Source organism: Candidatus Protochlamydia amoebophila UWE25 (assembly GCF_000011565.2).
Classification (GTDB): Bacteria; Chlamydiota; Chlamydiia; order Chlamydiales; family Parachlamydiaceae; genus Protochlamydia; species Protochlamydia amoebophila.
Window position 1 is genome coordinate 367,111 of the sequence record NC_005861.2, and the last position, 24,422, is coordinate 391,532.

Below are 24,422 nucleotides of genomic sequence, written 5' to 3' on the forward strand. Positions count from 1 at the left end.
ATAACCCGTTTTTAATATAAGGTTTGTATTATTATGGTTGTCAGTATTCTTTATGTGATCTTAGCTATTCTAGGCTTAAGCTTTTTGATTTTTATCCATGAATTAGGCCATTACTATATGGCTCGTCGATTGGGAATGAAAGTAGAGACTTTTTCGATTGGCTTCGGAAGACCTATTTATTCGTGGGAAAGAGATGGTGTCAAATGGCAAGTTGGTTGGTTGTTATTTGGAGGTTATGTCAAAATTGCTGGCATGGATATCTCTGATCAAAAAGACCTTTATGACATCCAAGATGGTTTTTTTGGAAAAAGCCCATGGGATAGAATTAAAGTAGCTTTTATGGGCCCTTTCGTGAACATCGTATTTGCATTGTTAGCCTTTAGTGCTCTTTGGTTGGCCGGTGGGCGTGAGAAAAAATTTAGTGAATATACTAGTAAAATTGGTTGGATAGATCCGAAATCTGAATTATATGTAAAAGGAGTTCGACCTGGTGATGAAATTACAAGTTACAACGGACAAATTTTTCAAGGCTCAAAAGACCATTTGTCAGCCCCAATGACTTCAACGAGTGATATTGAAATAGCTGGTAATTATGTCAATTTTATGACAAAAGAAAAAACTCCTTTTCGTTATACTGTCAAAACATATCCTCATCCTAGTGCTCTTGAAAAAGACATTTTGACAGCCGGAATTTTGAATTCTGCTAATTATGTTGTGTATGATCGTTTCTCTAATGGGGAAGAAAATCCATTGCCAGAAGGGTCTCCTATGAAATATAGCGGAATTGAATATGGCGATCGAATTGTTTGGATAGATGGCTTACCAGTTTATTCCCTTCAACAACTTTCTCATATTTTAAATGATTCTAAGGCATTGGTGACTATCCAACGCGGACAAGAAACACTTTTGCGTCGTATCCCTAGAATTCGTGTGGAAGAACTTAAGCTGGATTCAGAAGTAAGGGAAGAATTGATCGATTGGCAATTTGAAGCAGAATTAAACGGAACAAAAATTCAAAAATTATTTACGATTCCTTACAACCTTAACAATGAATGTGTAGTGGAAGGTTTTGTGAAATTTATCGATAAGGAAAAAGAGTTAGAGGCATTTCCTTCTAATCCGTTTTCAATTTTGGAAACTCCTTTAGAAGTAGGGGATATTATTTTAGCTGTAGATGGTATTCAAGTGAGCTATTCATTTGAAATTTTATCTCGACTACAACAAAAACGAGTCAACGTGATTGTCGAGCGTTCGAAACAGCCTACTTTAGTTCCTTCATGGAAATTAGCTGATCAGCTTTTTGATGAAGAATTTAACCCAAACGATTTAGAAAAACTTGTTTCTCAAATAGGTTTAACAAATGAACCTAAATCTATCGGAAACCTTTATTTACTCGACCCAATTGTACCAAAAATGCGAAAGAATTTTGATTTAAATGAAGAAAGTCAAGTCGCATTTATTGCAGAATTAGAAGCGCAACGTAAAGAAATTGAAAGTATTGAAGATCCTGAAAAAAGAGCCCATGCCCGACTTTTACTTGAAAATAGAGATAATCAACTACTTTTAGGACTACCTGCTGTCAAGGATAAATCAGTTAATTACAACCCTAATCCTTTAGTTTTATTTAACAAGGTATTCGAAGAAATTTGGCATACCCTGAAAGCTTTATTTACAGGATCTTTAAATCCGAAATGGATGAGCGGTCCGATTGGGATTGTGCAAGTTGTCCACGATCATTCCATGGTTAGTTGGAAAGAAGCAGTATTTTGGTTAGGAGCAATTAGCTTGAATCTAGGCTTTTTAAATCTTTTACCTTTACCAGTATTAGACGGAGGAACTATTTGCTTTGCTCTTTATGAATTGATCACAGGGCGTCGCTTAAAATCTAAAACAATAGAAAAATTGATCATTCCATTTGCCATTTTGTTAATCGGATTTTTTATTTTTCTAACTTATCATGATTTAAGTCGACTTCTTCATACTTTCTTCCATTAGAATCTATACGCAAAGGCAAGCCATTAAGGCTTGCCTTTGAATTCACTAAAATCTACTTGCTCTCTTACTTTTTATTCAAAAATTAAGGTTTCTCCAAGTGGGAAAACCGCGAGCTTTTATCCCTACTGTTTATCATTTTATGCTGAATATATGGGGAATAAGCTAATAATTTAAAACGAACCAATTTTTTTAATCCTAGTCTATCAATTTTTACGGTTAAAGATTACATGTTAACTGAAAGAAAAGGTTTAAAAAAGAGCGCATTAAGGACTAATCAGTCAAAGAGACTTCGGTAAAAATTTTTATCAGCTGCAATTTTCAACTTAAAAATGTAAAAATACTTCAAATCAATATTTTTTTGATTATGATAAAATTTTTTAAACTTGATAAAATATCATCATGCAAACATCAATTACTAAAAGACCTCGCAACGTTGGCCCCTTTCAAGCAGCAGCTCTCTTATATGGAGACTGGGGAACAAGTAAAGCTTATGTCATTGGATTGGCATTTGCGATAGCAGGTTATAGTTCATTTTGGCTGATTTTAGCTGTTTGTGTGTTAATTGCTTTTGTAGGAATTAACTATATTACGATTTGTAAATTTAGCCCCACAGGAGGGGGAGTTTATGCTTCAGCGAGAAGGAAATCGGAAGTATTGGCTCTAATAGGAGCTTTTTTTTTAATTGCTGATTATCTCATTACTGCAGGACTAAGTTCTTTATCCTGTTTTGAATACCTGGGTGTAGAGCATCCCGCTTATTGGGCAATCGGCTCTATTGTATGCATTGGAGCTTTTAATTTTTTTGGGCCGCGCCATACAGGTAATCTTGCCTTAGGAATTGCTGTTTTTACTTTTATAACAGTTCTTATTTTAGCCCTTTTGTCTCTCCCTTTTTTGAAAGATGCGATTGATTCTATCAAACCTCTTGAAGGGGGGATTCTCAAAAACTGGAATAGCTTTGTGGGAATTATTGTTGCATTATCGGGTGTAGAGGCCATCGCTAATACAACAGGTGTGATGAAGCTTGATTTAGGCAGTACAGATGCTCATCCTTCAGTCCATCAGACATCTAAAAAAGCTATTTTATGGGTCATGATCGAAGTTTGTCTTTTTACAGGCCTATTTGGCCTTGCCATGAATGCAATTCCACATTTACAGTTTATTGATGGTCATATTGTGACACCTGATGGAACCAATATTCGTGATGCGATGCTTCGTTATATGGGAAATTATTTTGTAACGAATCAATGGGGATCTGAATCGATTGGTTATTTTGTTGGTTATGCTATTAGCTTAGCTTTTGCCATTTTGCTCCTTTCCGCGGTTAATACAGCTATTAATGCACTGATTTCATTAATGTTTGTGATGTCTCGTGATGGAGAAATGCCTGCTGTATTTCAAAAACTTAATGCCTTTGGAGTTCCTATTGTTCCACTCTTAATTGCAACAGGTGCTGCTTCGTTTGTTCTTATTTTTGTACATGATGTTGCTGCTTTAGCGGATCTTTATGCTGTGGGATTTGTAGGAGCCATTGCGACTAATTTAGGCGTTAATGCTTATGATTCCACAATTCCCATGAGTAAATGGGAGAGAAGTTTCATGTCGTTAACATTTTTTGTGATGATTATCATTGAAATCACTCTTTTGATAGATAAACCTAACGCTCGCTTTTTTGCGATTTATATCATGGCTGTTGGTTTAGTGTTACGCGCATTGGTGATTGAACATCGGCAAAAACAGTGGGCATCAAAAAAGGTGACCCTAAAGCATGCTTCACTATACACTGATGATACGCGAGCTTCTTTACATCATGGAGCAATTTTATGCGCTGTTAGAACTATAGGCAAAACGTTAAATTTTTCTCTTCAAGAAGCCAAAAAACAGGGGCAACCTCTTTATATCTTGTTTATTAGGGAACAAAAAATTGTGACAGATGAAGATAAAAATCGGACTTGGCTTGATGATCATGAGGCTTGCCGAATTTTTGATTATGCAAAAGAAAGCTCTCATGAAATGACAATTAAATTTTTTTATGTTGTGAGTGCTTCACCTGTTAACTCAATTGTCGATATGGCCGAAAAACTGCAAGTGTCTAGAATTATTTTAGGTAGGCCGCGACACAGTACGTTGCTACAGATGCTCAGAGGTAATATTGTGCAAGAAGTTTCTGAAGTTCTTACCCCCAATATTGACCTTTTAGTTATCTCTTAAAGTTTCGATATTCATTTAAATAAGTATTTTTTGTAAAATCCATTTTTAGATAGTTAATCCTAGAATTTGATTCTTCTCAAGAAACTCTATACAATTAAATATTTCTTGTTTGAAACATCTTTATCAGACTTTCTTATTTAAATATGGTCCACTTGCGATTCTCTCCTCAAATTAATCCTATTAGCCTGATTTTTGGAGACTGCAGTTTCTTATTCGTGAAGCTAATTTATTTTATTTTGATAAAGCATAAGTTCCAAATAGGATAGGAATAATTAAAGTTACAAGTGTTTAAAAAGAATGCTATCAACTTGAATTTTTGGGTTTTTAGGCAACCATTGACAACAGGCAATGTTATTCTGCTAAATTGATCGATGGCTTTTTAAGTTGATGAGTATAAGCGGGCAATCCCAGCCAATAATTAATTAAAAAATTTCCGGCATTTCTGTGGTATATCTGTTCAATGAGAAATATTTTTTAATGGATCATTGACCGTTGCAAAGATAGCTCGTTTTCTAAGAATTTTGTCTGACAACTTCATGAACTTCTGATTTAGTTCTTATGGTCGCCAATCGTTCAAGACCTTGTTTCAAAAATCCCTTTGAAAGCTCTTTCGAAATAACCCCCTTATCACCCAATAGTTTCCCAAAAACCCCTTTCGACAAAGTTTTGGCAATAGAGACATCAGCAACATGTCTAGTTAATCCGAAAAATCATCCTGAAGTTGTTTTTTCTTTTTGCCAAACCTTTGAAGACTTTGCTTCTTTTCATGCGTTTATTATAGCAAACATCTATCGACGGAAAATCAATAAAAGCAATTCCTGTGATTTTTCCTCTTCTGTCTAAAAAATAAGCAAATAAAGGAACAAAAGGTTCTTCTCTAAATAAACAAAGCGACTGGTGCTCATTGAGTTTGGAAATTTTTTGCCTAAGTAGTTAATAACATATTCAAAAGACATTGCTTGTTTTGATAGGGGCCAGTCTAAGGAATGCTTTTATCACAAATGAATGAAAATTCAAGTCAACGCTATAACCAATCGCCCTAGAGTTTTTCTGTATAAAAATTTGAATGTAAGTACTCACAAAAAACTGTATATGTCGTTAGAAATTTTTTATTGCTAAGATAGTAATTTACAAGAATAGCAGCTACCTTGGAGTTAAGAGCTTGATTAATTGTTTATAACCTTTTATTGATTATTACCTGACCATTAAGCCGGAACCAACCAACAGCCGTATTAGAAGCAAGAGTTTGAGCAAAAGCTTTCATTCTCTTATCGCTGATTTGGTTTCCGTTAAGAGAGAGATCCATAAGAATCGTATTGGAAACAAGAGTTTGAGCAAAAGCTTTCATTCCCTGATCGCTGATTTGATTTCCGTTAAGAGAGAGTACCCTAATAGACGTATTGGAAGCCATAGTCTGGGCAAAAGCTTCCATCCCTTTATCGCTAATTTGGTTATTATCAAGTCTAAGTGCCCTAAGAGTTGTATTGGAAGCAAGAGTTTGAGCAAAAGCTTCCATTCCCTGATCGCTGATTTGATTATTATCAAGTCTAAGTGCCCTAAGAGTTATATTGGAAGCCAGAGCCTGAGCAAAAGCTTCCATTCCCTGATCACTGATTTGGTTTCCGTTAAGAGAGAGTTCACTAAGAATCGTATTGGAAGCCAGAGCCTGAGCAAAAGCTTCCATTCCCTTATCGCTGATTTGGTTATTATCAAGTCTAAGTGCCCTAAGAGCTGTATTGGAAGCCAGAGCCTGAGCAAAAGCTTCCATTCCCTGATCACTGATTTGGTTTTCGTTAAGAGAGAGTTCACTAAGAATCGTATTGGAAGCCAGAGCCTGAGCAAGAGCTACTATTCCCTTATCACTGATTTGGTTTCCGTTAAGAGAGAGTACCCCAATAGACGTATTGGAAGCCAGAGCCTGAGCAAAAGCTTCCATTCCCTTATCGCTGATTTGGTTATTATCAAGTCTAAGGGTCCTAAGAGTTGTATTGGAAGCCAGAGCCTGAGCAAAAGCTTCCATTCCCTTATCACTGATTTGGTTTCCGTTAAGAGAGAGTACCCCAATAGACGTATTGGAAGCCAGAGCTTGAGCAAAAGCTTCCATTTCCTTATCGCTGATTTGGTTTTCGTTAAGAGAGAGTACCCTAATAGACGTATTGGAAGCCAGAGCCTGAGCAAAAGCTTTCATTCCCTGATCACTGATTTGGTTTCCGTTAAGAGAGAGATCCATAAGAATCGTATTGGAAGCAAGAGCTTGAGCAAAAGCTTCCATTCCCTGATCACTGATTTGGTTTCCGTTAAGAGAGAGTTTCCAAAGAGCCGCATTGGAAGCAAGAGACTGAGCAATTGCTTCGGCTCCTTTATCGCTGATTTGGTTTCCGTTAAGCCAGAGTGTCTCAAGAGCCGCATTGGAAGCAAGAGCTTGAGCAATTGCTTCGGCTCCTTTATCGCTGATTTGGTTTCTGTCAAGATCGAGTGACTTAAGAGTCGTATTGGAAGCAAGAGAATGAGCAAGTACTTCTGCTCCTCTATCACTTATTTTCTGATTAGAGAGGTTAACAGAGGCGAACTTAGGATCATTCATATAAAGTTGGAGTAATATCCCGGAGTCAATTTCTAGATTTTTTATTTCTTTTAAGACTCTACGCACTCCTTCTTCTTTGGCTTTTTTTAAATCTAAGGCTGGACATCTTGTAAAACTTCCTTTGACATAGGGAGCCGTTGTTTTGAAAAAGAGCATTTTTAAATGAGGATTTTTATCGGCTTTTAAGGTGTGTAAAAGAGGAGCATCTAGTTGAATCGAGACAAGTGCCTTGCACCTTCTAATTTGCAATTCTTCTAATTTGGCAAACTGCAAATAGGTTGATGCGAAGCGAAAGTTTGGTTTTTCAAGCGCATGGAGTTGAGTGCAACGGTTTAAATAGAGCGATTTGAGGTTAGGAGAGTACTTTTCGATTTCTTGGATGGTTTCTACTTTAATAAGTGGGCAGCCGCTTACATTTAAATAGTCGAGTTCAACATGCAAGAAAGGTTTTAACGTGGTCAGATCTAAAACGGCGCAGTTCATCAGAGTGATTTTTCGTGGTTTAGGATCTTTATTGTTCATTAAAATGATTAAGCCATTTAACACAAAGCGTTGCCGCTCTCGATCAGGTGTCTTCCCTTTGACCATCTGTCTAAAATCTGCTTCAATCCATTCTTCTTCTTTGTTTGTCCCGAATGCAATATTTGAAGTATAGCGACTTAAAGTAAACGTAAAAAGCTCGACTTGGGCTTTTTCGGGAGAGTATTCTTCACGCTGTTGGATTTCTTCAAACGTCGGGGGCTTACCAAAGCTGGCTGCATCGGCTTGGGCGGAAGTGAGAGAAATTTCAACATTGCGATTGATGGCGTTTTGTAGCCTTTGTTTGGGAATTAAACTGCTAGCAACGGCTTGCTTATATTTATGATGAACCCAGCGATCTAGGGTTTGCTTTTGACTGTCACGCAAGCTGACAAGATAGGATAAAAGATCGATAGCTGTAAGCTTCTTTTTGCTTGTTAAATCATGGCGTAAGCAGTCTTGCAGATGATAAAATTGCACGAGTAAATTTGCCACCGTGCCGCTACGCAAAAGAAGCGTTCCCTTAAAGCGATCTTCCGAGTTTTCTTCATATAACTGTTTTTCTTCTTCGGGGGTAAAAAGGTGAAGGGTGCGGTAGGCCTCATCTTTTTGGATTAAGTCTTGGAGCCAACTATTGAGGATGAGGTTAGGATCTAAACGAAGGAAAGCTTGCAATACTTCAGGATCTAGACGGTATTTAGCATGTAAACAAAAAAGAGCGGAAGAAAAGTAAACCTTATTTCCGACGAAATGGTGAATAACGGGCTCAACAAAAGAAACATCGTTATCGACACAGAAAATGCGCTGCGTCTCTTCTTCGACGACATAGTTAGAAAAGCGACCATCCCCAGGTCGTGTCAATAAGGCACAGAGGCAAGCCCAGGTCAGTTGCTTAACGTCTAGCTCTTGTTCTACGTTTTCTAACGTCTGCCCTTGTATTGTTTTGGAAATTAAAACGGGATAGATCTTTGTTTTTCCTTCCAATTCGACTTCAAAGCGTGCCAGCTCAGTCGGAGGGCTTAAGTGCCCCGCAATGCGTGCCGTCAGCGCATGGATGGCATATTCCATTAGAGGATGCGTCGGTTTTTGTTTAAAATGCAGCTGAAATCCATTATAAGAGGCAGTTGCAACAGCGTGAGCACTTTTATACTGCCGCTTAAGCTCTCCCGTTTCTTCTAAAATTTGTTCACACACGACCTGTTTGAGAAACCGGGCATGGGGTACTGCCGGGCAACGGATTTTGACTTGGAAGGAGCCGTCTGGATGATCAGTTGTCATGGCTAGAATTGCTTGTTGGAACTGCTCTTCTTCTAAACGGTAGCTTTGTCTAACTCCACTTGGGTTGGGAATAGAAGCAAGATCGGCACTTAAGGTAGCCAAGTTTTCCTCCGAAGGATAACTGTCCAAGACTTTAAGATAGATTTCTCTTAGAGGTTCGGTGAAGGTGATTCGGGAAAACCTTTGGTAGTAAGCATCATGCCAAAGTCGAAACTGTTTCAGATCAAACGCCTTAGCTCGTTGTCTAGAAACGAGATGATGGACGAAATGCGTCATCCAGGGCTTGAGATTTTCTATTGTATTGGGGTGCAATTCCTCTCCATAAAACGCTTCTTTCAAAAGTTCAATGCGTTGAAAATGAGAGTTTAACTTAAAAATGCCAGAGTTGAGTTGATGAGAGTCTAGATTGGAGAGGCAAAACTTTAGTTTACGGTAAAGAGGGCGCAATACAAGCCAATAAATTTTTGCCAGAACCTCTTGTTCACTAAGAAAATTTTCTAGACTAACCTCTTCTTTTTGTTCCCCACAAGTAAAATGGAGACCCACTCTTTTTAGGTAAACAGCTGCCACTGCTTCTTGCAATAAATAACCACTTTCAGCCGTGAAAATTTCCTTTTTCACGAGCGCGTCAATGAGATCGAGCGTGTTGGCTTCCTCCATGCCAAAGTAAAGAGATAGATCATTTAAAAGGTGATGAAGCAGCTCTGAGTAGTGTTTTTTTAGATCAATAAACGGGATTTTAAAAGGATCATACCAAATTTCCTCATAGGTTTGCAGCCGATTCGTTAGCAGCTGTATCGTTTGACATTTGCGTCTGATTTCTTTTGCTTGCGACAACTTTTCATCGAGATAGATGCACATTTGCGCTTGGTAGAATTCAAAGAGCTTATGGGTATTTTGGTGAAAAGAAATTGTTTTGCGCAGCGTATTACTAGGGGAAGTTGAGGAATACTCCTCCCTTTTTTGCATTTGAGCCAATCCATCGGATGTGTTAATAAGATCAGTGACAACAGCTGGGTTGCCGCCAGAATCGATATGGAAACCAGAGCGGTGTTTAGCCCCGATGCAAGTAAAAACGGGTAATCCTTGCGCTGGATCTTCTCCCAAGGCTATTATTTGTAGTTCTAACAGGTGAGCTAATTTCACAAAGTAAGGTTGATACTCAATTGCTTCAATGAGAATGCACCATTCCAAGTCTGAATAAGGGCAGATCTCTTCTTTGGCTAGGGAACCCATAGCCCGTAAATCATACAAGCAAGGAGGATCTCCTAAAATGGCAATGGCATCCTCGACTAAAGCGTGCAGAAAAGAGAGCAAGTACGCAGAAACTTCTCTTTGCAAAGCGCGTACCTCTTCAATCGTAAATTGTTGCGGATTGATTGCCTGATAGTGCTTATGAAAAATTTTGCGAAAATTATTCAATTTTTCTTGATATCTAGCTGTGATAAAACAATTCGTGTGAGAAGGGATATCCCTTAAGTAAGGGAGCATTATTTTATCCAGCGTATCCAAACCACTTGCCTGTATCCGCTCTAGCCCCCATGTTTTTACCGTATACAAGGCAACGGCATCCACTTGTTTATAGAATAATTTAATCAAAGCATGCTTTTCACTTGGGCAGCAAATCGGTTCAAAGCGTATTTTGAGATTGTTGACCAGTCGTACAACTTGTTCACTATCATTTTTTCCCACCGCTTGTTCTAAGCGCTCTTTAAAAACGCCAAGGGATGTTGAAGCGGCTTTGAACAGTCGCGATGCTAAACGCTGAAGATCTGGGGAAGCTACCGAGATGTTTTGAGCTTTTCCTACGTAGTGAAGGGCATTAATAAAAAAAGTCTGTTGTTTATTCTCTTGCCACTCTTGTTTTCCTTTTTTATAATTCCATTTGGCTAGTGCAATAGCTAGCATTTGTTGGTTTTCTGCAAAACAAGAATCAGCTGTCAAATTGAGCAGTAGAATTACAATTTTTTCTATCTCTTGAGGAGCCTCTATCAGGGGAATGAGCGTGAACAGGTAATCATAAATTTTTTCAAGCACCTCTTTTTCTACCTGAGGCGGCAAATAAGCCATGAAAACATTTAACTCTTTGACAGCTTGAGAATATTTTTTCTTTGTGATAGCTATCGCAATTGCATCAAGTCTATCTAAGTACTGAAAATTCGATGGCTGTTCACTAAAAGATAGGGATGAGAGAGGATGAGTGCTTTGCATGACTTGGCTATCCTTTGATTTAACAAAAATTCACGTTGTAAAGATACTATCAAAAAAAACAGCTAAAACAAATTAAAAATTTAAAATTATTTATGAAGATTTAACCAAAGAACGAAGAAACTCAGGTAATTGACCATGGCAAAACAAAGCGAAGACCTCAACCTGAATTATCAATACCAGAGATGATGACAATTGTCATTTTATTTCATCAATCAAGTTATCGAATATTTAAGCACTTTTATGAATATGTTATTAATTACTTAGGCAAAGAATTTTCAAACTCAATAAGCACTAGTTGCTTTGTTTATTTAGAGAAGAACCTTTTTGTTCCTCTATTTGCTTATCTTCTGGACAAAAGAGGAGAAGTCACAGGAATTGCTTTTATTGATTTTCCATCGATAGATGTTTGCCATTATAAACGCATGAAAAGGAATAAGATCCTCAAAGATTTGGCCAAAAGAGGAAAAACAGCCTCAGGATGTTTTTTGGATTTAAATGACATTTCATAATCAATGAAAAAGAAGAGATTTTGGTTTTTCGAATTAACTAGACATGTTGCTGATGTCTCTATTGCCGAAACCTTATCGAAAGGGATTTTGGAGAAGCTATTGGGTGATAAGGGATTATTTCGAAAGAACTTTCAAAGCGGCCTTTGAAACAAAACCTTGAACGATTGGCGACCATAAAATCTGAATCTGAATCAGAAATTTATGAAATTGACAGATAAAATTCTTAGAAAACGAGCTATTATTGAAACGATAAAAATATTTCTCAGATTGAACAGACACACCACAAAAATGCCGGAAATTTTTTAATTAATCGATTGGCTAGGATTGCCCGCTTATACTTACCAACCTAAAAATCCATCGATAAATTTAGCAAAAACAACATCGCCTGTTGTCAGTGGTTGCCTAAAAAACCAAAATTGAGTTTATTAATGTCACTCTTAGTAGTTAGTTAATTGGCATGAGGTGACATTTAAATTAAGAATACATTAATTGAATATTAATTATTATTAAATAAAAAAGGTTCCTTTTCAATTAGTTGAAAGGAACCTTTAAAAAGAAAGATAGCGTTTGATGAAATTAAAAATTAAACGATTTGTGAAATTTGACTTTCCCAATCTTTAATAAAAGCTAGTAGTTTATCTTTAGAGGGTTTTGTTTTAAAAAATTCTAAAGCTTTTGGTTGGCTGCTTAAATGAGCAATTTTAGCTAATAAATGTAAGTGGCGTTTATCATCTGCAGCAAATAAGAAAAATAATGTATTGACAGGTTTACCATCTAAGGCGCCATATTCAAGAGGTTTATCTAAAAATACAACAACAATGGCATCATGTTGGGCGTGTAAAGAATCCCTTGTATGAGGAATTGCAACGCCATTATTAAGAGCGGTAGGCATCATATTTTCACGGTCTAATAATAATTCAGTCATGACTTCAGCGTCGACGTTTAAATTTTTAGCCGTTTTTTTCATTGTCTTGCGAATAATTTCTTCTTTTGTTTTACCAGATAGATTGTATAGAACATCACCTTTATGAATCGCTCTAAACAAACTAAATTGTTTACTTCCACCTGTAGCAGGTTTTTTTTCTGCAACAGTTGTTTTGATTGATTGTGTAAATGGAGAACTACTCTGGTTTTTATCGAATTTATGAGAAATCACCCAATTTTCTATTTCAGTGCGAGAAAAATAATGATGTTTATTGATACTATAAGAAGGGATTTTTCTATCTGAAACCCAACGACGAATTGTTGTTTCTGATACATTCAATAAATCGGCAACATCCCTAATTTTTAAATCCTGGGTCATACTTCCTCACTTAATATTTATTAAATAATATTTTGAGAATGTTTATAGGAATAAACAGACTCTTACTATATCTATCGGATTATACACTTATATAAGACAAAGAGATTTTTTAAGCTTCGCAGAAAGATTAGATGAATCATTAGGTTATGTTCACAAGAAGCTTTGCCTGATGGATTATTATTATTAGGCATACAACTTTATCAACAAACTAACCGTAGATTTTCATTTTTAGTTCAACGAATAGCACAAAAAAATCTACAACAAAATTAAAATTATTTCTTTTCTAATTATTCAATGAATGGTTTTATTTAGCAAGCTTTAAGTCTCTTGAAATAATTCAATAATTTCTTTTGGATTTGAAAGAGTCAATAATTTCTTTCTTCTCTCTTCATTTTTAATAGCTTGAGTTAAGTTAGATAATAATTGTAAATATTCGGTTTGTTTATCATCGGGTCCTCCAATCAGAAAAATAAGACGAACAGGTCCGCCATCTAAAGCATGCCATTCGACAGCTTTTTGAAGAATTCCAATCACAATAAAAAACCGATCATAGGAAGGGAGTTTAGCATGTGGAATAGCAGCCCCCATTCCAATACCAGTTGAAACAATTTTTTCTCGTTCAATAATTGCTTGGTAGAATAATTCTTCATTATCCAACTTGCCTGATTCATAAGCGACATGAACAAGCTCTCTTAAAGCTTCATTGCGTGTAGGAGTGTTTAAAAAAACGACCAAATTAGAATCGAGATAGTTAGAAATAGGCTTTTTTTTCATGTTCAATCTCAGAAGGCTTAACCGGTATGGCCAAATCCTCCCACTCCTCGTTGAGTAGATTCTAATTCTTCGGATAAAACAAAATTTGCTCGTAAGACTTGAGCTAGAACTAATTGAGCAATTCTCATTCCAGGTTCAACAATAAATGCGTTAGTTCCATGATTAATTAAAATAATTTTAATCTCTCCTCGATAGTCTGCATCGATTGTTCCGGGAGTATTTAAAACTGTCACTTGATGTTTCAATGCTAAACCACTTCTCGGGCGAACTTGAATTTCATAACCTTCAGGAATAGCCAATCGCATGCCTGTGGGAATTAACGCAGACTGTCCAGGAGGAATCTCTAGCGACTCTTTCAAATAGGCTTTAACATCAGCTCCTGCTGCTTCGGGAGTCATATAGAAGGGAAGTAGCTCTTCATTTTCAATTAGAGTAGGAATAGTCAACGTATTTGAATAAGATTGGGTCATGAAAATACTTAATTTTTATCTTTTAAAGGAGAAGTTTTTTTAATTAAATTTTTAGGAGGGGGGGAAGGCTCATTTTCTTCAGAAAAATTTCCTTTTAAAAAGTCAATAAGTTCGGCCAATTTTTGTTTGAGTTCAGGCCGTTTGACGATACAGTCAATCATTCCATGTTCAAGTAAAAATTCTGATTTTTGGGCTCCTGGGGGGAGTCGTTGACCGATAGTTTGCTCAATAACTCGTGGACCTGCGAAACAAATCAAAGCATTCGGTTCTGCAACAATAATATCACCTAAAGAAGCAAAAGAGGCTGTCACGCCCCCAGTTGTTGGATTCGTTAAAACAGAAATATAGGGGATACGCGCTTCATGTAACTTGGCAAGTGCTCCTGAGGTTTTGGCCATTTGCATAAGAGATAGAATCGACTCTTGCATACGAGCTCCGCCAGAGGTCGAAACAATAATTAAAGGAAGTTTTTCTTTTAAAGCATGTTCAATTAGACGAGTGAGCCGTTCACCTACAACAGATCCCATGGAGCCGCCCATAAAGCTGAAATCTAAGACTCCTAGAGCAATTTTATGTTTATTTATCATACACGTACCGACAACAACAGCTTCATTGCTAGTCGATTTTTCCTGAGCATTTGCAAGTCTTTTGGGATAGGGTTCTGTATCAACAAAATTAAGAGTGTCAACAGGTTGTAAGTTTTGAAATAACGGTTTAAAAGTATTAGGATTACTTAAACTTTTAATACGATCTTCAGTTGAAAGACGATAGTGATAATCACATTTTGGGCAGCAGTTGCTATTTTGTTCTAATTCATTAGCGTGGATTAGCTCATTGCAATGCGTACATTTTAACCATCCACTAAACCCATCCTTTTTGGTGGTTTGGATTTTAATTTTTGGCTTGTCCCGAGAGAATAATCCCATCGTTGGTATCTCAATTAATTTTTATAAGAAATATAGTATTTATTGAAAATTTGGGTAGATATATATATGATTTCAATTATCTTAATAAACTATCTTGTATAACTCAAGAGCTTTTCTATATGAATTCGAAAATTAGCCAATGATTCAGCTAATTTTCGAATGTTTTATGGAGAGCGTTTTTAGAAATTTAACTGCAATAAAAATTAAAAAAATTATTTAGTTTTAGCAGCTTGGTATCTTTCCGCTACGTTTTTCCAATTAATGATATTCCAAATATTTTTTACGTAATCAGCCCGGACATTTTTATATTGTAAATAATAAGCATGCTCCCAAACATCGATACCGAGTAAAGGAATGAGACCTTTTGTAGAGAGGGGGTCTTGGTTTTCACAAGTGGCAAGAGTTAAACGATCTTTAGCTTTATCATAGCCGAGCCAACCCCAACCAGAGCCTTGAATAGCGATTGCTTTCGCACTTAATTGTTCAATTAGGGTTTGTAAAGATCCAAACTCTTTATTAATCGCATCAGCTAAAATTCCCTCTGGTGCCATTCCTCCAGCTTTATTTTTTGGAGCAAGATTCGTCCAAAAAATCGAATGATTGACATGCCCACCTCCATTAAATTTAATGACTGATTGAAGAGCAATCATTGTAGATAAATCATTATTGGCTTCGGCTTCCAAATACTGTTCTAAAGCTTTATTTAAATTTGTTACATAAGTTTGATGGTGTTTGGTATAGTGAAGAGACATAATTTCTGCACTAATGACAGGCTCTAAAGCATTAAAATCATAAGAAAGATCGGGAAGTTTATAAGCTTGTGATTTTTGTTGATTCATATGGACTCCTTATAAAAGCATTTAGCTAGTTGTTAACGTTTTCTAATGGAGAGGAATAATTAACCATCTTATAATAAGAAATTTGCACTTGTTTATTTCATTAGTATGCTTAAATTAGTTTTTATTCAAAACTTGCATTTGGTTAAAATAATATTATTTTGAACAAATAGAGAAAATTAAGCAATAAATGAGACTTAAAAATGACCAAAAATCAACTGTTCAGTTGGGGTATGTAAGTTTGGAGGCATTGTAGGGTGATCGGACCAATTGTGACATATTTTTTATCGATGGGGAAATAGCCAAATATTTTTGCAAAGGCGTGAACAGTTGAAGGACTTGTAAAAACTATCTCGTCAAATTGTTCTAATGAAGGGATGTATTCAGGTTGCCGAAATTGAGTATCATAAAAAGGGCAAGCGTAATAATTCAAGTGACGATCAGTAAAAAAATCAACTAAAACAGAACGAGCTTGGGCAGAATGGGGCCAAAAGAAGCTGGCTTTTTGAAGAGAAAGGGGATGCAATTCAATGATAAGTCCCTCTGCCGTTTCTTCTTTAGCAATTAGCGCAGGTTGAATACCAAGGGCTCGCAAATGAGATCCCGAGACTTGACCAACAGCTATCGAAGTTTTAGATTTCCAATCGTCTAATGATAAACCGAAATGAGAAAGATGATCATGTAAGAGATGAATACTCGTTTTAGAAGTAAAAATCAGATGCGTAAAAAGGTGAAAGTCGCGAAAAGCTTTTTGAATGCAGGGATCAGTCAAAGGGCGAGGAATAATTTTGATTAAAGGACAATGAGTTAATTGGTCAGTGGAGTGATAATGAGCGGGATTTAAACCTGTATATAAGATTTTTCTCAATTTTTTCTCACATCTAAGCAGGCAAAAAGAGTTTGCATTTTTGCATCGTCCTTTCGTGCGATAATGGCCAGTTGGCCTTGCCCTTCTACCGTTGTTCCTGGTAGGCGAATACGATTCAAATGCGTTAAACCCAGCCGGATTAGTGCAGCTTCAGCCACCACAACACCGTCTGCCTGTTTTTTTTCAAGCAAAGCTAGTCTTTGGTGAATGGTGCCTCTCAAATCTAAAAAAATGAAATCGTTTCTTAATAATTTGACTATATTCTCTCTTCTTATAGAAGAAGTCGCAATTCGCGAGTGAGGAGGAAGAGTTTGTAAGGTTTCTCCATCGCGCAAGACCAAGACATCACTGCAGTCGACACCTTTTGTTAGACAAATGAGTTGAAGGCCATCTGGAATTGGATCAGGGAGATCTTTTGCCGAATGGATGCCAATTTGACACTTTTTTTGAAGAATAGCTTCATCAATTTCTTTGGTAAAAAAATTGGTTTTATCAAGGTCTCGCAATGAAGTTTTTTGATCCAGATCACCTATTGTGTCGAAATAAGAAATGGTAAATTCTATAGAAGGATAAAAAGATCTAAGTGCTTTTAAAATCTCTTGTACTTGCGCACGTGAGAGTGGTGAAGAACGAGCCCCGACAGAGATAGAATAGGGTTGGGAATTATTTGAGTAAAGCATCGATCGCTTCCTCAACAAATTCTACGCCTTGTACCACAATCTTTCGAAGAATATCTTCAGCAATTCCTTTAGCGTTTCTTTTAGGGATAATGCAACGTCTAAATCCCATATGAATGGCTTCTTTAAGTCGACTTTCAATTCTCGAAACGCTTCGTATCTCGCCTCCCAAACCCACTTCTCCAACGACAGTTGTTTCAGGGTCAATGATTGAATTACGCATGGAAGAAGCCGAAGCCAAAAGAAGGCCTAGATCGATGGCAGGTTCTATAATTCTTAGACCTCCTGCGACAGAAACAAAAACATCACATTTATGAAGTTGATATCCCATCCTTTTTTCAAGCACAGCAAGTAGTAGAGCAAGTCTATTTTGATCTAATCCTGTGCATCTTCGTGAAGGAGTACTAAAGACTGTTTGCGTCACTAAAGCCTGTACTTCAATAAGAATAGGGCGAGAGCCTTCTAACGTAGGTATGATGACAGATCCTATGCTATCTTTTCTTCGTTCTTCTAAAAAAATTTCGGAAGGATTGGGTACTTCAACCAGCCCTGATTGTTTCATTTGGAAGACTGCAATTTCATCTGTAGGGCCAAACCGATTTTTAACAACTCGAATCATTCGATAATGGTGTTGTTTATCACCTTCAAAGTAAAGAACCGTATCCACAAGATGTTCTAAAACTCTTGGACCTGCAATTTCGCCAGATTTTGTGACGTGTCCAATTAAAAATGTTGAAATTCCACGTCCTTTAGCTAAATGCATAAACTCTGTTGTAGTTTCACGTACTTGTGTCACCGATCCTGGAGCTGAAGTAATTTCGCTTTTATAAACGATTTGAATCGAATCGACGATTAAAACATCAGGGTTAAGTTGATCGATTTGAGATTTTATTAAAGAGAAATTGGTTTCCGAAAGTAAAAATAGATTATCTGTTTGAATGCCCAATCGATTAGCTCTTAAAGAGGTTTGATCAACAGACTCTTCTCCACAAATATATAAGACAATAAGTCCTTGTTTGGCTAAAGCATAAGAAAGTTGTAGCATCAAGGTGGATTTTCCAATACCTGGATCACCTCCCACTAAAGTGAGCGAACCCGGAACAAGACCTCCTCCTAATAAACGGTCACATTCTCCAATCTTCGTTTGAATACGTGGTGTTTCTTGGAGTTTTACTTCTTTCAATTTGATGGGGCGGGTTGTAATAGCAGTTTGGGACTCAAAACGTTTAGGAAGAGAAGATAATTCTAATTCTTCTTGAAAAGTATTCCAGTTTGTACACGAAGGACATTGTCCTAACCATTTAAGTTGTTTGTGCCCACATTCAGAGCAATACCAGACAGTTTTTTGCTTAGCCATTTAAACGTACCTTTAAGAAAAACATTAAGGAAGTTCAACTCGTGAAAGAGCATCAGCAGCGGCAGCTTGCTGAGCTTCTTTTTTGGATGTTCCCTTTCCTCTACCTAATTCTCTATCTTGAATCCAAACAGAAATTTGAAAAACTTTACTATGATCAGGACCTGATTCGTGTAGAACTTGATATAGAGGGGTTTGTTGATAATTTTTTTGGCAATAATCTTGTAATAGAGCTTTCCAATTACGTAGAGGGGTCGCTAATATTATTTCAATATGCTGATGGAAGTTTTTAAAAAGAAAATCCTTTGCTGCTTGGAGACCTCCATCCAAGTAAATGGCTCCAATGATAGCTTCAAATAAATCTGCCAAAATAGATTCTCTACCTCTTCCATCATTCATGCGTTCTCCTTTTCCAAGTAGTAAATAGCCACTTAAATCTAGGGATTGAATGTAATGCACACACGAGCTGGCTTCGACGAGGCGAGAGCGTAAATAAGAAAGTTGTCCTTCTGGAGTTTTGGGGAGTTTGCAATAAAGATAATCGGAAATTAACATACCCAGTACAGAATCTCCTAAAAACTCCAAACGTTCGTTGTGTTGGTTAACTTCTCGATTTTCATTGATAAATGAACGATGTACAAATGCAAGCACGAGGAGTTGTGGATCTTTAAAAGTATAGCCTAATTTGGCTTCAATGGCAGGAGCTTGTCTAATTACATGTTCAATTGGATTCATGTAAAGTATTCTAGGCAACAATCCTTTTTTCTGCTAGCCTTATTCGATTCAGTTAGTCACTTATAATTGAACGCATTATATTACCTCATTATTATAATTTTATTTTATGAAATTTGCTATTGCTAAAGAACATAGAGATTTTTTTCAAAAAAATGGTTTGATAGAATTTGAAGATTTTTTATCAGAAGAACAAGTATCAACTGTCAATCGGGCAATAGATCGAGTCTTGACTGAACGTTTAAAAGTGACTCCTCAACGTCTAAAACTTCTTTCTTCTGAATGCGTATTTTCTCAAGGAAGAGATTTGTGGCGATCAAATGAAGAGCTAAAAAAAATCGTTTGCCAGCCAAAATTTGCTGAAATAGCTTCTGAATTAATTGAAAAAAAACCTTTGCGTTTAGGATATGACCAGTTATTTCCAGCTCATTACCAAACTAAATTTAGTTCTAAACAACAAAGAATTTATGCACAATTTCTTGAACAAACTCTAAGTTTAGAATCGATTAGTGGCGTAAGTGGCGTCCTTTGTGGTTTAATGATATGTCTTGGAGAAAAAGGTGAGCTTTTTTCGCAAGAGCAATTCTCTATTGAAGGAATAGATATTTATTCAAGGCAAGCAGGCCATGCTATTTATTTTAATCCAAATGCTCTAGTGAATTGGCGTAATTTTTATGCGCATTCTGCTTATCGTTATTTTCTAATTGTTTATACGCAAAACCATTCTCATTATCAATTACAGGTAAGTGATCCTCATACTCATTTTCTTAAACAATTAGGATATGTTTTTAATGATAAATTGAACGATCGATTACATCCGATCGTTTATCGTTAGAGTTTAATCTCGTGGAATGGCAACTAATTGATTCTGGCAAATTGTCTCCGCAAGCCATTATGGCTAAAGATGAAGAATTACTAAAAAATCTTCAGCAAGAAAGTCTTCCTATTCTCCATCTTTATGATTGGAGTGCTCCTTGTTTAACTTACGGTTATTTTATTGATCCGCAAAAATATTTGAATTTAGAGGCATTACAAAATTATCAGATCGGTTTAGCCCGCCGTCCTACTGGAGGTGGGATTATTTTTCATTTAACCGATCTCGCGTTTTCTGTGTTATTGCCAAGTAGTTATCCAGGTTATTCTGTTAACACCTTAGAAAATTATGCCCTTGTGAATCGTCAGATTGCGCATGCAATTGCAGGTTTTAAAGATAAACAAGCGACTCCTGTGCTTTTATCTAAAATTTCATCTCATAAAGCTGATTATCAAGGATTTTGCATGGCGAAACCTACTCAGTACGATTTAATTATTGATGGAAAAAAAGTAGGGGGCGCTGCCCAAAGAAGAACCAAACAAGGATTATTACACCAAGGAAGTCTTTCTTTAGCCTTGTTGCCAGAAGAATTATTAAAAAATGTTCTTAAAAATCAAGAAGTTACTAGTGCAATAAAACAACAATCTTATTGTTTGCTTACTGAAGCTTGGACTGCTCAGGACTTGAGGCAAGCTCGACAAACTCTAAGGGATTTGATTCAGATGGAATTGACTAAGCGATCATGAGCTAAAAAAAATATGGGATCATTAGTGCGGAAATGATTAACTACATAATTAGATATGCCGCGAGCAATAACAAATAAAGGAACGGCTGGGCAGATAATACTGATAATGATTTTGGTATAATAACGGATTCTATCCTGAGTAATAGACTCAACAATGGGATCAATCACTTTGTCAAAAATATTTTGAACTTCATAGTAGTCTCTATTTTTAAAGCAATAATCAGAAAAAGCAACTTTCAAAGATTCTTGTAAAACTCTCATACCTAAAATAGGAAAGAACGCGAAGTCAGTACCTTTGAATAGTTTCTTGACATCTGGTTCAGAAATATCTGAAAGACCTCCAATTGGCTCGCCGTCAAATATATAAACTTTATTACTTCCATCGCCTGCAAATCGAATATTATTGATATGCATGTCTGTTAGATGAGTGTGCTTAATAACTAAACAGACTTGTTTAAGAATTTCAGCTAGTTCATTTGGATTGTTTTTTGCTAAATCAATAAATTTTTGGATATTGTCATATGGATTGAGAATAGAAACTTTTTTTGATATGACAACATATTTCTTATGAATTGGTGCATTTGTTGCGGTATCAGGAAGGCGAAATAAGTATTCTTTACACGCTTCAATCCGATCTAGATGCTGTTTTTTTATGTATTGTCTAGCTTTTTTCATTGTTACAACCCGTAAAGGGTTTAACACATCATTGGGAACTCGGATATTTTTCGTTCGATCTTGTGAAAGCCAGTCTTTAAATCGACAAAGCCAAAAAGGAACGCGGGCAGCAGAACAAAATCTAAATATTTTTCCCGATCCTTGATGTGCAAAAGAAGTCGTGATAGAAAAATTTTGTTTGATGAGAAAATTAGGAATCAGAGGATGTCCAAGAACAACTCCTGCTACATCATCGCAAGATGAGTAAAGTTCAAATTGATTTTGTTTAAGCAGATATCTGTCTAGAGGGGTAATAATAGAGGATTTTTTTAGAAAATCTCCGATTTTAGCACCATTGACTTCAAGATGGAAATCTAAAATGTCTGCAACTAGCTTTGCTTGCTCAGGTTCGCGAGAGTCAAAAGAATAATCATCAATATTAGCTTCTATATTTACTTCCGGAGAATGATAATAGGAGACATTTAGTTCATAGAAATTGTTCCAACTGTCAGATATAAAGTTTGCAAGAGATGTCATTGTTTTGTTACTCATAAAGTTAATTATGAGAAATATTTTATTTACTCTGATAATTTAAATCAAACTGATTTATTAATTAAACTTTCTTTAATTGATTTAATTTTTATGGTTTATTTTAGGCAAAATGAAAAATTAAATGGTTACTATTTTTTCAATATATGTATCCCAACTTTCTTGTCTTGCTTCAGACATTAAAATTGTTTAGAGGAAAGAGTATTTTTGATATAATATATTCTCTTTAAGAATAAAAAATTTGCAGTTTTTTTGTGTTTGTAAAAGTCTTTACAATGCAGATTTTATGAGACTGTAAAATTCAATCCTTACACATTTTGCTAATGATTTAAATCTGGAGTTACTTAATTATGCTCGATTTTTTCCGGAGATACCAAAGGTATTTTTTCTTTGTAATTACAGTTGTAATTATTATTTCATTTTCATTTTTTGGTACCTACAGCGCACTTGGAACAAACTCCTGGCGTGAACAAGTCGCTTTTAAAGCTGTCGATGGGAAAGAAATTACTCGTGCTGAAGTAGATGAAATGGCAATTTTTCTAGCTACTGATAATGAAGATAAACGTTTATATAACGGAGTTTGGGGACCCAATTTTCTCAATGACGGAGTCATTCGTAAAGATTTTCTCGAAACAGGCTTAGCGCAAGAACTTGTTGAAGCATATCAAAATGAAATGAAAGATCCCTTGAATAAGCGCCTCGAAAAAGAAAAAAAATTCACTCTTTACACGCATCCACAAGCACCTTTTTTAAGCGTTGAAAATGCTTGGGGGTATTTTTCTCCTGAAATGAATGAGCATTTTAAAATTTTGCAATCGACTCATGATAACGTGAGTCCTAAAGCTTTTGATAGCCGTGTTAAGTTGTTTTTAGCAGAAAAGAAATTTTCCCCTGCAATGCTTAGGCAAGTTTTGCGTTATCAAGAAAAACAATATAACTGGTTAACTCCTGATCAAGAATTAGATCGAATAAATCTTTCTTTATTTGGTTACCACACACTTGAAGATTGGTTTACCCCTTACTTTACTCGACTCGTTAGCGAATTTATTATTAATACCGCGCTTTTAGCAGAACAGCAGGGTTATGAAGTTACAAAATCAGAAGCAATTGCAGATTTGATTCGCAACACTCAAATCAGCTATCAACAAAATCAAAATAATCCTTCAATTGGAGTACCTTCTCCAGAAGAATATTTCAATGAGCAGTTACGCCTCTTGAATATGGATCAGGCGAGAGCAATCAAAGTTTGGAGGCAGGTACTTTTATTTCGTCGTTATTTCCAAGATGCGGGTCACTCTGCCTTAGTCGATACGTTAGCTTATCAAGTATTAATAATTATTCGCATGAAAGTGTCACGGTTGATTTATATCGTCTTCCTGCTGCTCTAAAATTTGCTAATTATGATTCGCTTCAAAAATTTGAAGTCTATTTAAATATTGTTGGTAAAGGAGATCGTAAAGATTCACTTTCACTTCCAGAAGAATTTTTAGATGTAGTAGAAGTAGAAAGTGTTTATCCCGAACTTGTTCAAAAACGTTACGAATTAGAGGTCGCTCAAGTTTCTCAAAAAGCTTTACAGGCTCGTATTGGAATTAAAGAGTTATGGAGTTGGGAAGTTGATGATAAGAATTGGGAAATACTTAAAGCTCAATTTCCAGATTTAGCTTTAAGAAAAGCAATCACTCGTGAAGAACGTTTTAGTGTTTTAGATGACTTAGATAAAACAACGCGTTCGAAAGTCGATAGGTTTGCAAAAGAGGCTATAGTTCGCTCTCATCCAGAGTGGATTCTTGAAGGCTTATCTAAAGTGAATTCTCAAAAAATGAATGTTGGACTGCGAACAACTGGTGGTAAAATTCCTTTTACAGGGTTGGATAAGAAGGAAAAACGCCAAGAATTTATGCAATTACTAGATCATGCTATATTAGGGGCGGCTCCTACGGATGACTTGAAAGCATATACAGCTGATAATCAAAATTACTACCAGATTAAAGTATTAAATCGTGCTCCTCAATCTGAAATTTTAACTTTTGAAGAAGCCAATCAAGATGGAACGATGGATGAAGTACGTATGAAAGCTTTAGAAAAATATTACTTGGCAATCAGAGAGCAAAATCCTAGCACTTATCAAAAAGAAAATCAAGAATGGAAACCTTTTAAAAGTGTTCGAGAATTAGTTGCAGACGATTATTTTAGTAAGGTTTTAATAGCTTTACAACCTGCTCAGAAAACTCTCTTAGCTAGTGAGAAGGAAACTGCAAATTGGAGTAAAGATCAAGCGGCGTCTCTTCGACTTTACTCCTATGTTCAACATATTAAAGCGAGACTAGAAAAAGATCCTTCATTAGCAACTCTATATGTAAAAAACCAAGAGTTAGAGCAAAAACCTGCATCCTTAAAAGATCAATGGTTA

The 24,422-nt window shown here is 36.2% G+C and carries 16 protein-coding genes and 2 pseudogenes; 6 read left to right on the plus strand and 12 right to left on the minus strand.

Features of this window, described 5'->3' with window-relative positions; translation table 11 throughout:
• The first annotated feature begins 33 nt into the window (after positions 1-33).
• Positions 34-1,995: a site-2 protease family protein gene (locus tag PC_RS01270; RefSeq protein WP_011174811.1), complete on the plus strand. Its 1,962-nt coding sequence runs from the start codon at positions 34-36 to the stop codon at positions 1,993-1,995.
• A 399-nt stretch (positions 1,996-2,394) separates the two neighbouring features.
• A complete protein-coding gene (locus tag PC_RS01275) occupies positions 2,395-4,206 on the plus strand; it encodes an amino acid permease (RefSeq protein ID WP_044044694.1) in 1,812 nt (603 codons plus the stop codon).
• Between the two features lie 351 nt (positions 4,207-4,557).
• On the opposite strand, the pseudogene PC_RS10830 reads toward PC_RS01275, so the two are convergent.
• Positions 4,558-5,156: pseudogene (locus PC_RS10830) on the minus strand (transposase); the annotation flags it as partial.
• Positions 5,157-5,380: 224 nt separating this feature from the next.
• Positions 5,381-10,798, minus strand: coding sequence for a hypothetical protein (locus PC_RS09775; RefSeq protein ID WP_011174814.1), 5,418 nt, complete (start codon positions 10,796-10,798; stop codon positions 5,381-5,383).
• A gap of 122 nt (positions 10,799-10,920) precedes the next feature.
• Here PC_RS09775 and PC_RS10835 point away from each other — a divergent pair.
• Positions 10,921-11,713 (plus strand): annotated as a pseudogene (locus tag PC_RS10835) (IS982 family transposase); the annotation flags it as partial.
• 177 nt (positions 11,714-11,890) lie between these two features.
• On the opposite strand, the gene PC_RS01295 reads toward PC_RS10835, so the two are convergent.
• The 9 genes from PC_RS01295 to rnc all read right to left on the minus strand — a co-directional run bounded on the left by PC_RS01295 (position 11,891) and on the right by rnc (position 19,250).
• The gene (locus tag PC_RS01295; protein ID WP_011174816.1) at positions 11,891-12,610 is read right to left on the minus strand and encodes a PTS sugar transporter subunit IIA; all 720 of its coding nucleotides are present in this window, start codon (positions 12,608-12,610) and stop codon (positions 11,891-11,893) included.
• A gap of 318 nt (positions 12,611-12,928) precedes the next feature.
• A complete protein-coding gene (locus PC_RS01300) occupies positions 12,929-13,384 on the minus strand; it encodes a PTS sugar transporter subunit IIA (protein ID WP_044044696.1) in 456 nt (151 codons plus the stop codon).
• Between the two features lie 17 nt (positions 13,385-13,401).
• Positions 13,402-13,854: a dUTP diphosphatase gene (gene dut / locus PC_RS01305; RefSeq protein ID WP_011174818.1), complete on the minus strand. Its 453-nt coding sequence runs from the start codon at positions 13,852-13,854 to the stop codon at positions 13,402-13,404.
• A gap of 8 nt (positions 13,855-13,862) precedes the next feature.
• The gene (gene accD, locus PC_RS01310) at positions 13,863-14,780 is read right to left on the minus strand and encodes an acetyl-CoA carboxylase, carboxyltransferase subunit beta (protein ID WP_011174819.1); all 918 of its coding nucleotides are present in this window, start codon (positions 14,778-14,780) and stop codon (positions 13,863-13,865) included.
• Positions 14,781-14,992: 212 nt separating this feature from the next.
• Positions 14,993-15,619: a Fe-Mn family superoxide dismutase gene (locus tag PC_RS01315; protein WP_011174820.1), complete on the minus strand. Its 627-nt coding sequence runs from the start codon at positions 15,617-15,619 to the stop codon at positions 14,993-14,995.
• A gap of 211 nt (positions 15,620-15,830) precedes the next feature.
• Entirely contained in the window at positions 15,831-16,484 is a 654-nt protein-coding gene (locus PC_RS01320) for a uroporphyrinogen-III synthase (protein WP_011174821.1), read from the minus strand.
• Positions 16,481-17,164, minus strand: a complete 684-nt coding sequence (locus PC_RS01325; protein WP_181679013.1) for a hydroxymethylbilane synthase — start codon at positions 17,162-17,164, stop codon at positions 16,481-16,483. The genes PC_RS01320 and PC_RS01325 overlap by 4 nt, the downstream gene beginning before the upstream one ends.
• Positions 17,148-18,518: a DNA repair protein RadA gene (gene radA / locus PC_RS01330; protein WP_011174823.1), complete on the minus strand. Its 1,371-nt coding sequence runs from the start codon at positions 18,516-18,518 to the stop codon at positions 17,148-17,150. The genes PC_RS01325 and radA overlap by 17 nt, the downstream gene beginning before the upstream one ends.
• 24 nt (positions 18,519-18,542) lie before the next feature.
• A complete protein-coding gene (gene rnc / locus PC_RS01335) occupies positions 18,543-19,250 on the minus strand; it encodes a ribonuclease III (protein WP_044044698.1) in 708 nt (235 codons plus the stop codon).
• A gap of 106 nt (positions 19,251-19,356) precedes the next feature.
• Between rnc and PC_RS01340 the strand changes: the two genes are divergently transcribed.
• Positions 19,357-20,082 (plus strand): phytanoyl-CoA dioxygenase family protein, encoded by a 726-nt coding sequence (locus PC_RS01340; RefSeq protein WP_044044707.1) that lies wholly within the window; start codon positions 19,357-19,359, stop codon positions 20,080-20,082.
• 11 nt (positions 20,083-20,093) lie between these two features.
• Positions 20,094-20,807, plus strand: a complete 714-nt coding sequence (locus PC_RS01345; protein ID WP_044044709.1) for a lipoyl protein ligase domain-containing protein — start codon at positions 20,094-20,096, stop codon at positions 20,805-20,807.
• Here the strand turns inward: PC_RS01345 and PC_RS01350 are convergent.
• Entirely contained in the window at positions 20,780-22,012 is a 1,233-nt protein-coding gene (locus PC_RS01350; protein ID WP_181679014.1) for a hypothetical protein, read from the minus strand. The genes PC_RS01345 and PC_RS01350 overlap by 28 nt on opposite strands.
• 347 nt (positions 22,013-22,359) lie before the next feature.
• On the opposite strand from PC_RS01350, the gene PC_RS10230 reads away from it, so the two are divergent.
• The gene (locus PC_RS10230; RefSeq protein WP_011174828.1) at positions 22,360-23,397 is read left to right on the plus strand and encodes a SurA N-terminal domain-containing protein; all 1,038 of its coding nucleotides are present in this window, start codon (positions 22,360-22,362) and stop codon (positions 23,395-23,397) included.
• Positions 23,398-24,422 lie beyond the last annotated feature (1,025 nt).

Coding starts and splice junctions, on each gene's coding strand:
- PC_RS01270 (WP_011174811.1), top strand. CDS start 34: ATGGTTGTCAGTATTCTTTATGTGATCTTAGCTATTCTAGGCTTAAGC.
- PC_RS01275 (WP_044044694.1), top strand. CDS start 2,395: ATGCAAACATCAATTACTAAAAGACCTCGCAACGTTGGCCCCTTTCAA.
- PC_RS09775 (WP_011174814.1), bottom strand. CDS start 10,798: ATGCAAAGCACTCATCCTCTCTCATCCCTATCTTTTAGTGAACAGCCA.
- PC_RS01295 (WP_011174816.1), bottom strand. CDS start 12,610: ATGACCCAGGATTTAAAAATTAGGGATGTTGCCGATTTATTGAATGTA.
- PC_RS01300 (WP_044044696.1), bottom strand. CDS start 13,384: ATGAAAAAAAAGCCTATTTCTAACTATCTCGATTCTAATTTGGTCGTT.
- dut (WP_011174818.1), bottom strand. CDS start 13,854: ATGACCCAATCTTATTCAAATACGTTGACTATTCCTACTCTAATTGAA.
- accD (WP_011174819.1), bottom strand. CDS start 14,780: ATGGGATTATTCTCTCGGGACAAGCCAAAAATTAAAATCCAAACCACC.
- PC_RS01315 (WP_011174820.1), bottom strand. CDS start 15,619: ATGAATCAACAAAAATCACAAGCTTATAAACTTCCCGATCTTTCTTAT.
- PC_RS01325 (WP_181679013.1), bottom strand. CDS start 17,164: ATGCTTTACTCAAATAATTCCCAACCCTATTCTATCTCTGTCGGGGCT.
- radA (WP_011174823.1), bottom strand. CDS start 18,518: ATGGCTAAGCAAAAAACTGTCTGGTATTGCTCTGAATGTGGGCACAAA.
- rnc (WP_044044698.1), bottom strand. CDS start 19,250: ATGAATCCAATTGAACATGTAATTAGACAAGCTCCTGCCATTGAAGCC.
- PC_RS01340 (WP_044044707.1), top strand. CDS start 19,357: ATGAAATTTGCTATTGCTAAAGAACATAGAGATTTTTTTCAAAAAAAT.
- PC_RS01350 (WP_181679014.1), bottom strand. CDS start 22,012: ATGAGTAACAAAACAATGACATCTCTTGCAAACTTTATATCTGACAGT.
- PC_RS10230 (WP_011174828.1), top strand. CDS start 22,360: ATGCTCGATTTTTTCCGGAGATACCAAAGGTATTTTTTCTTTGTAATT.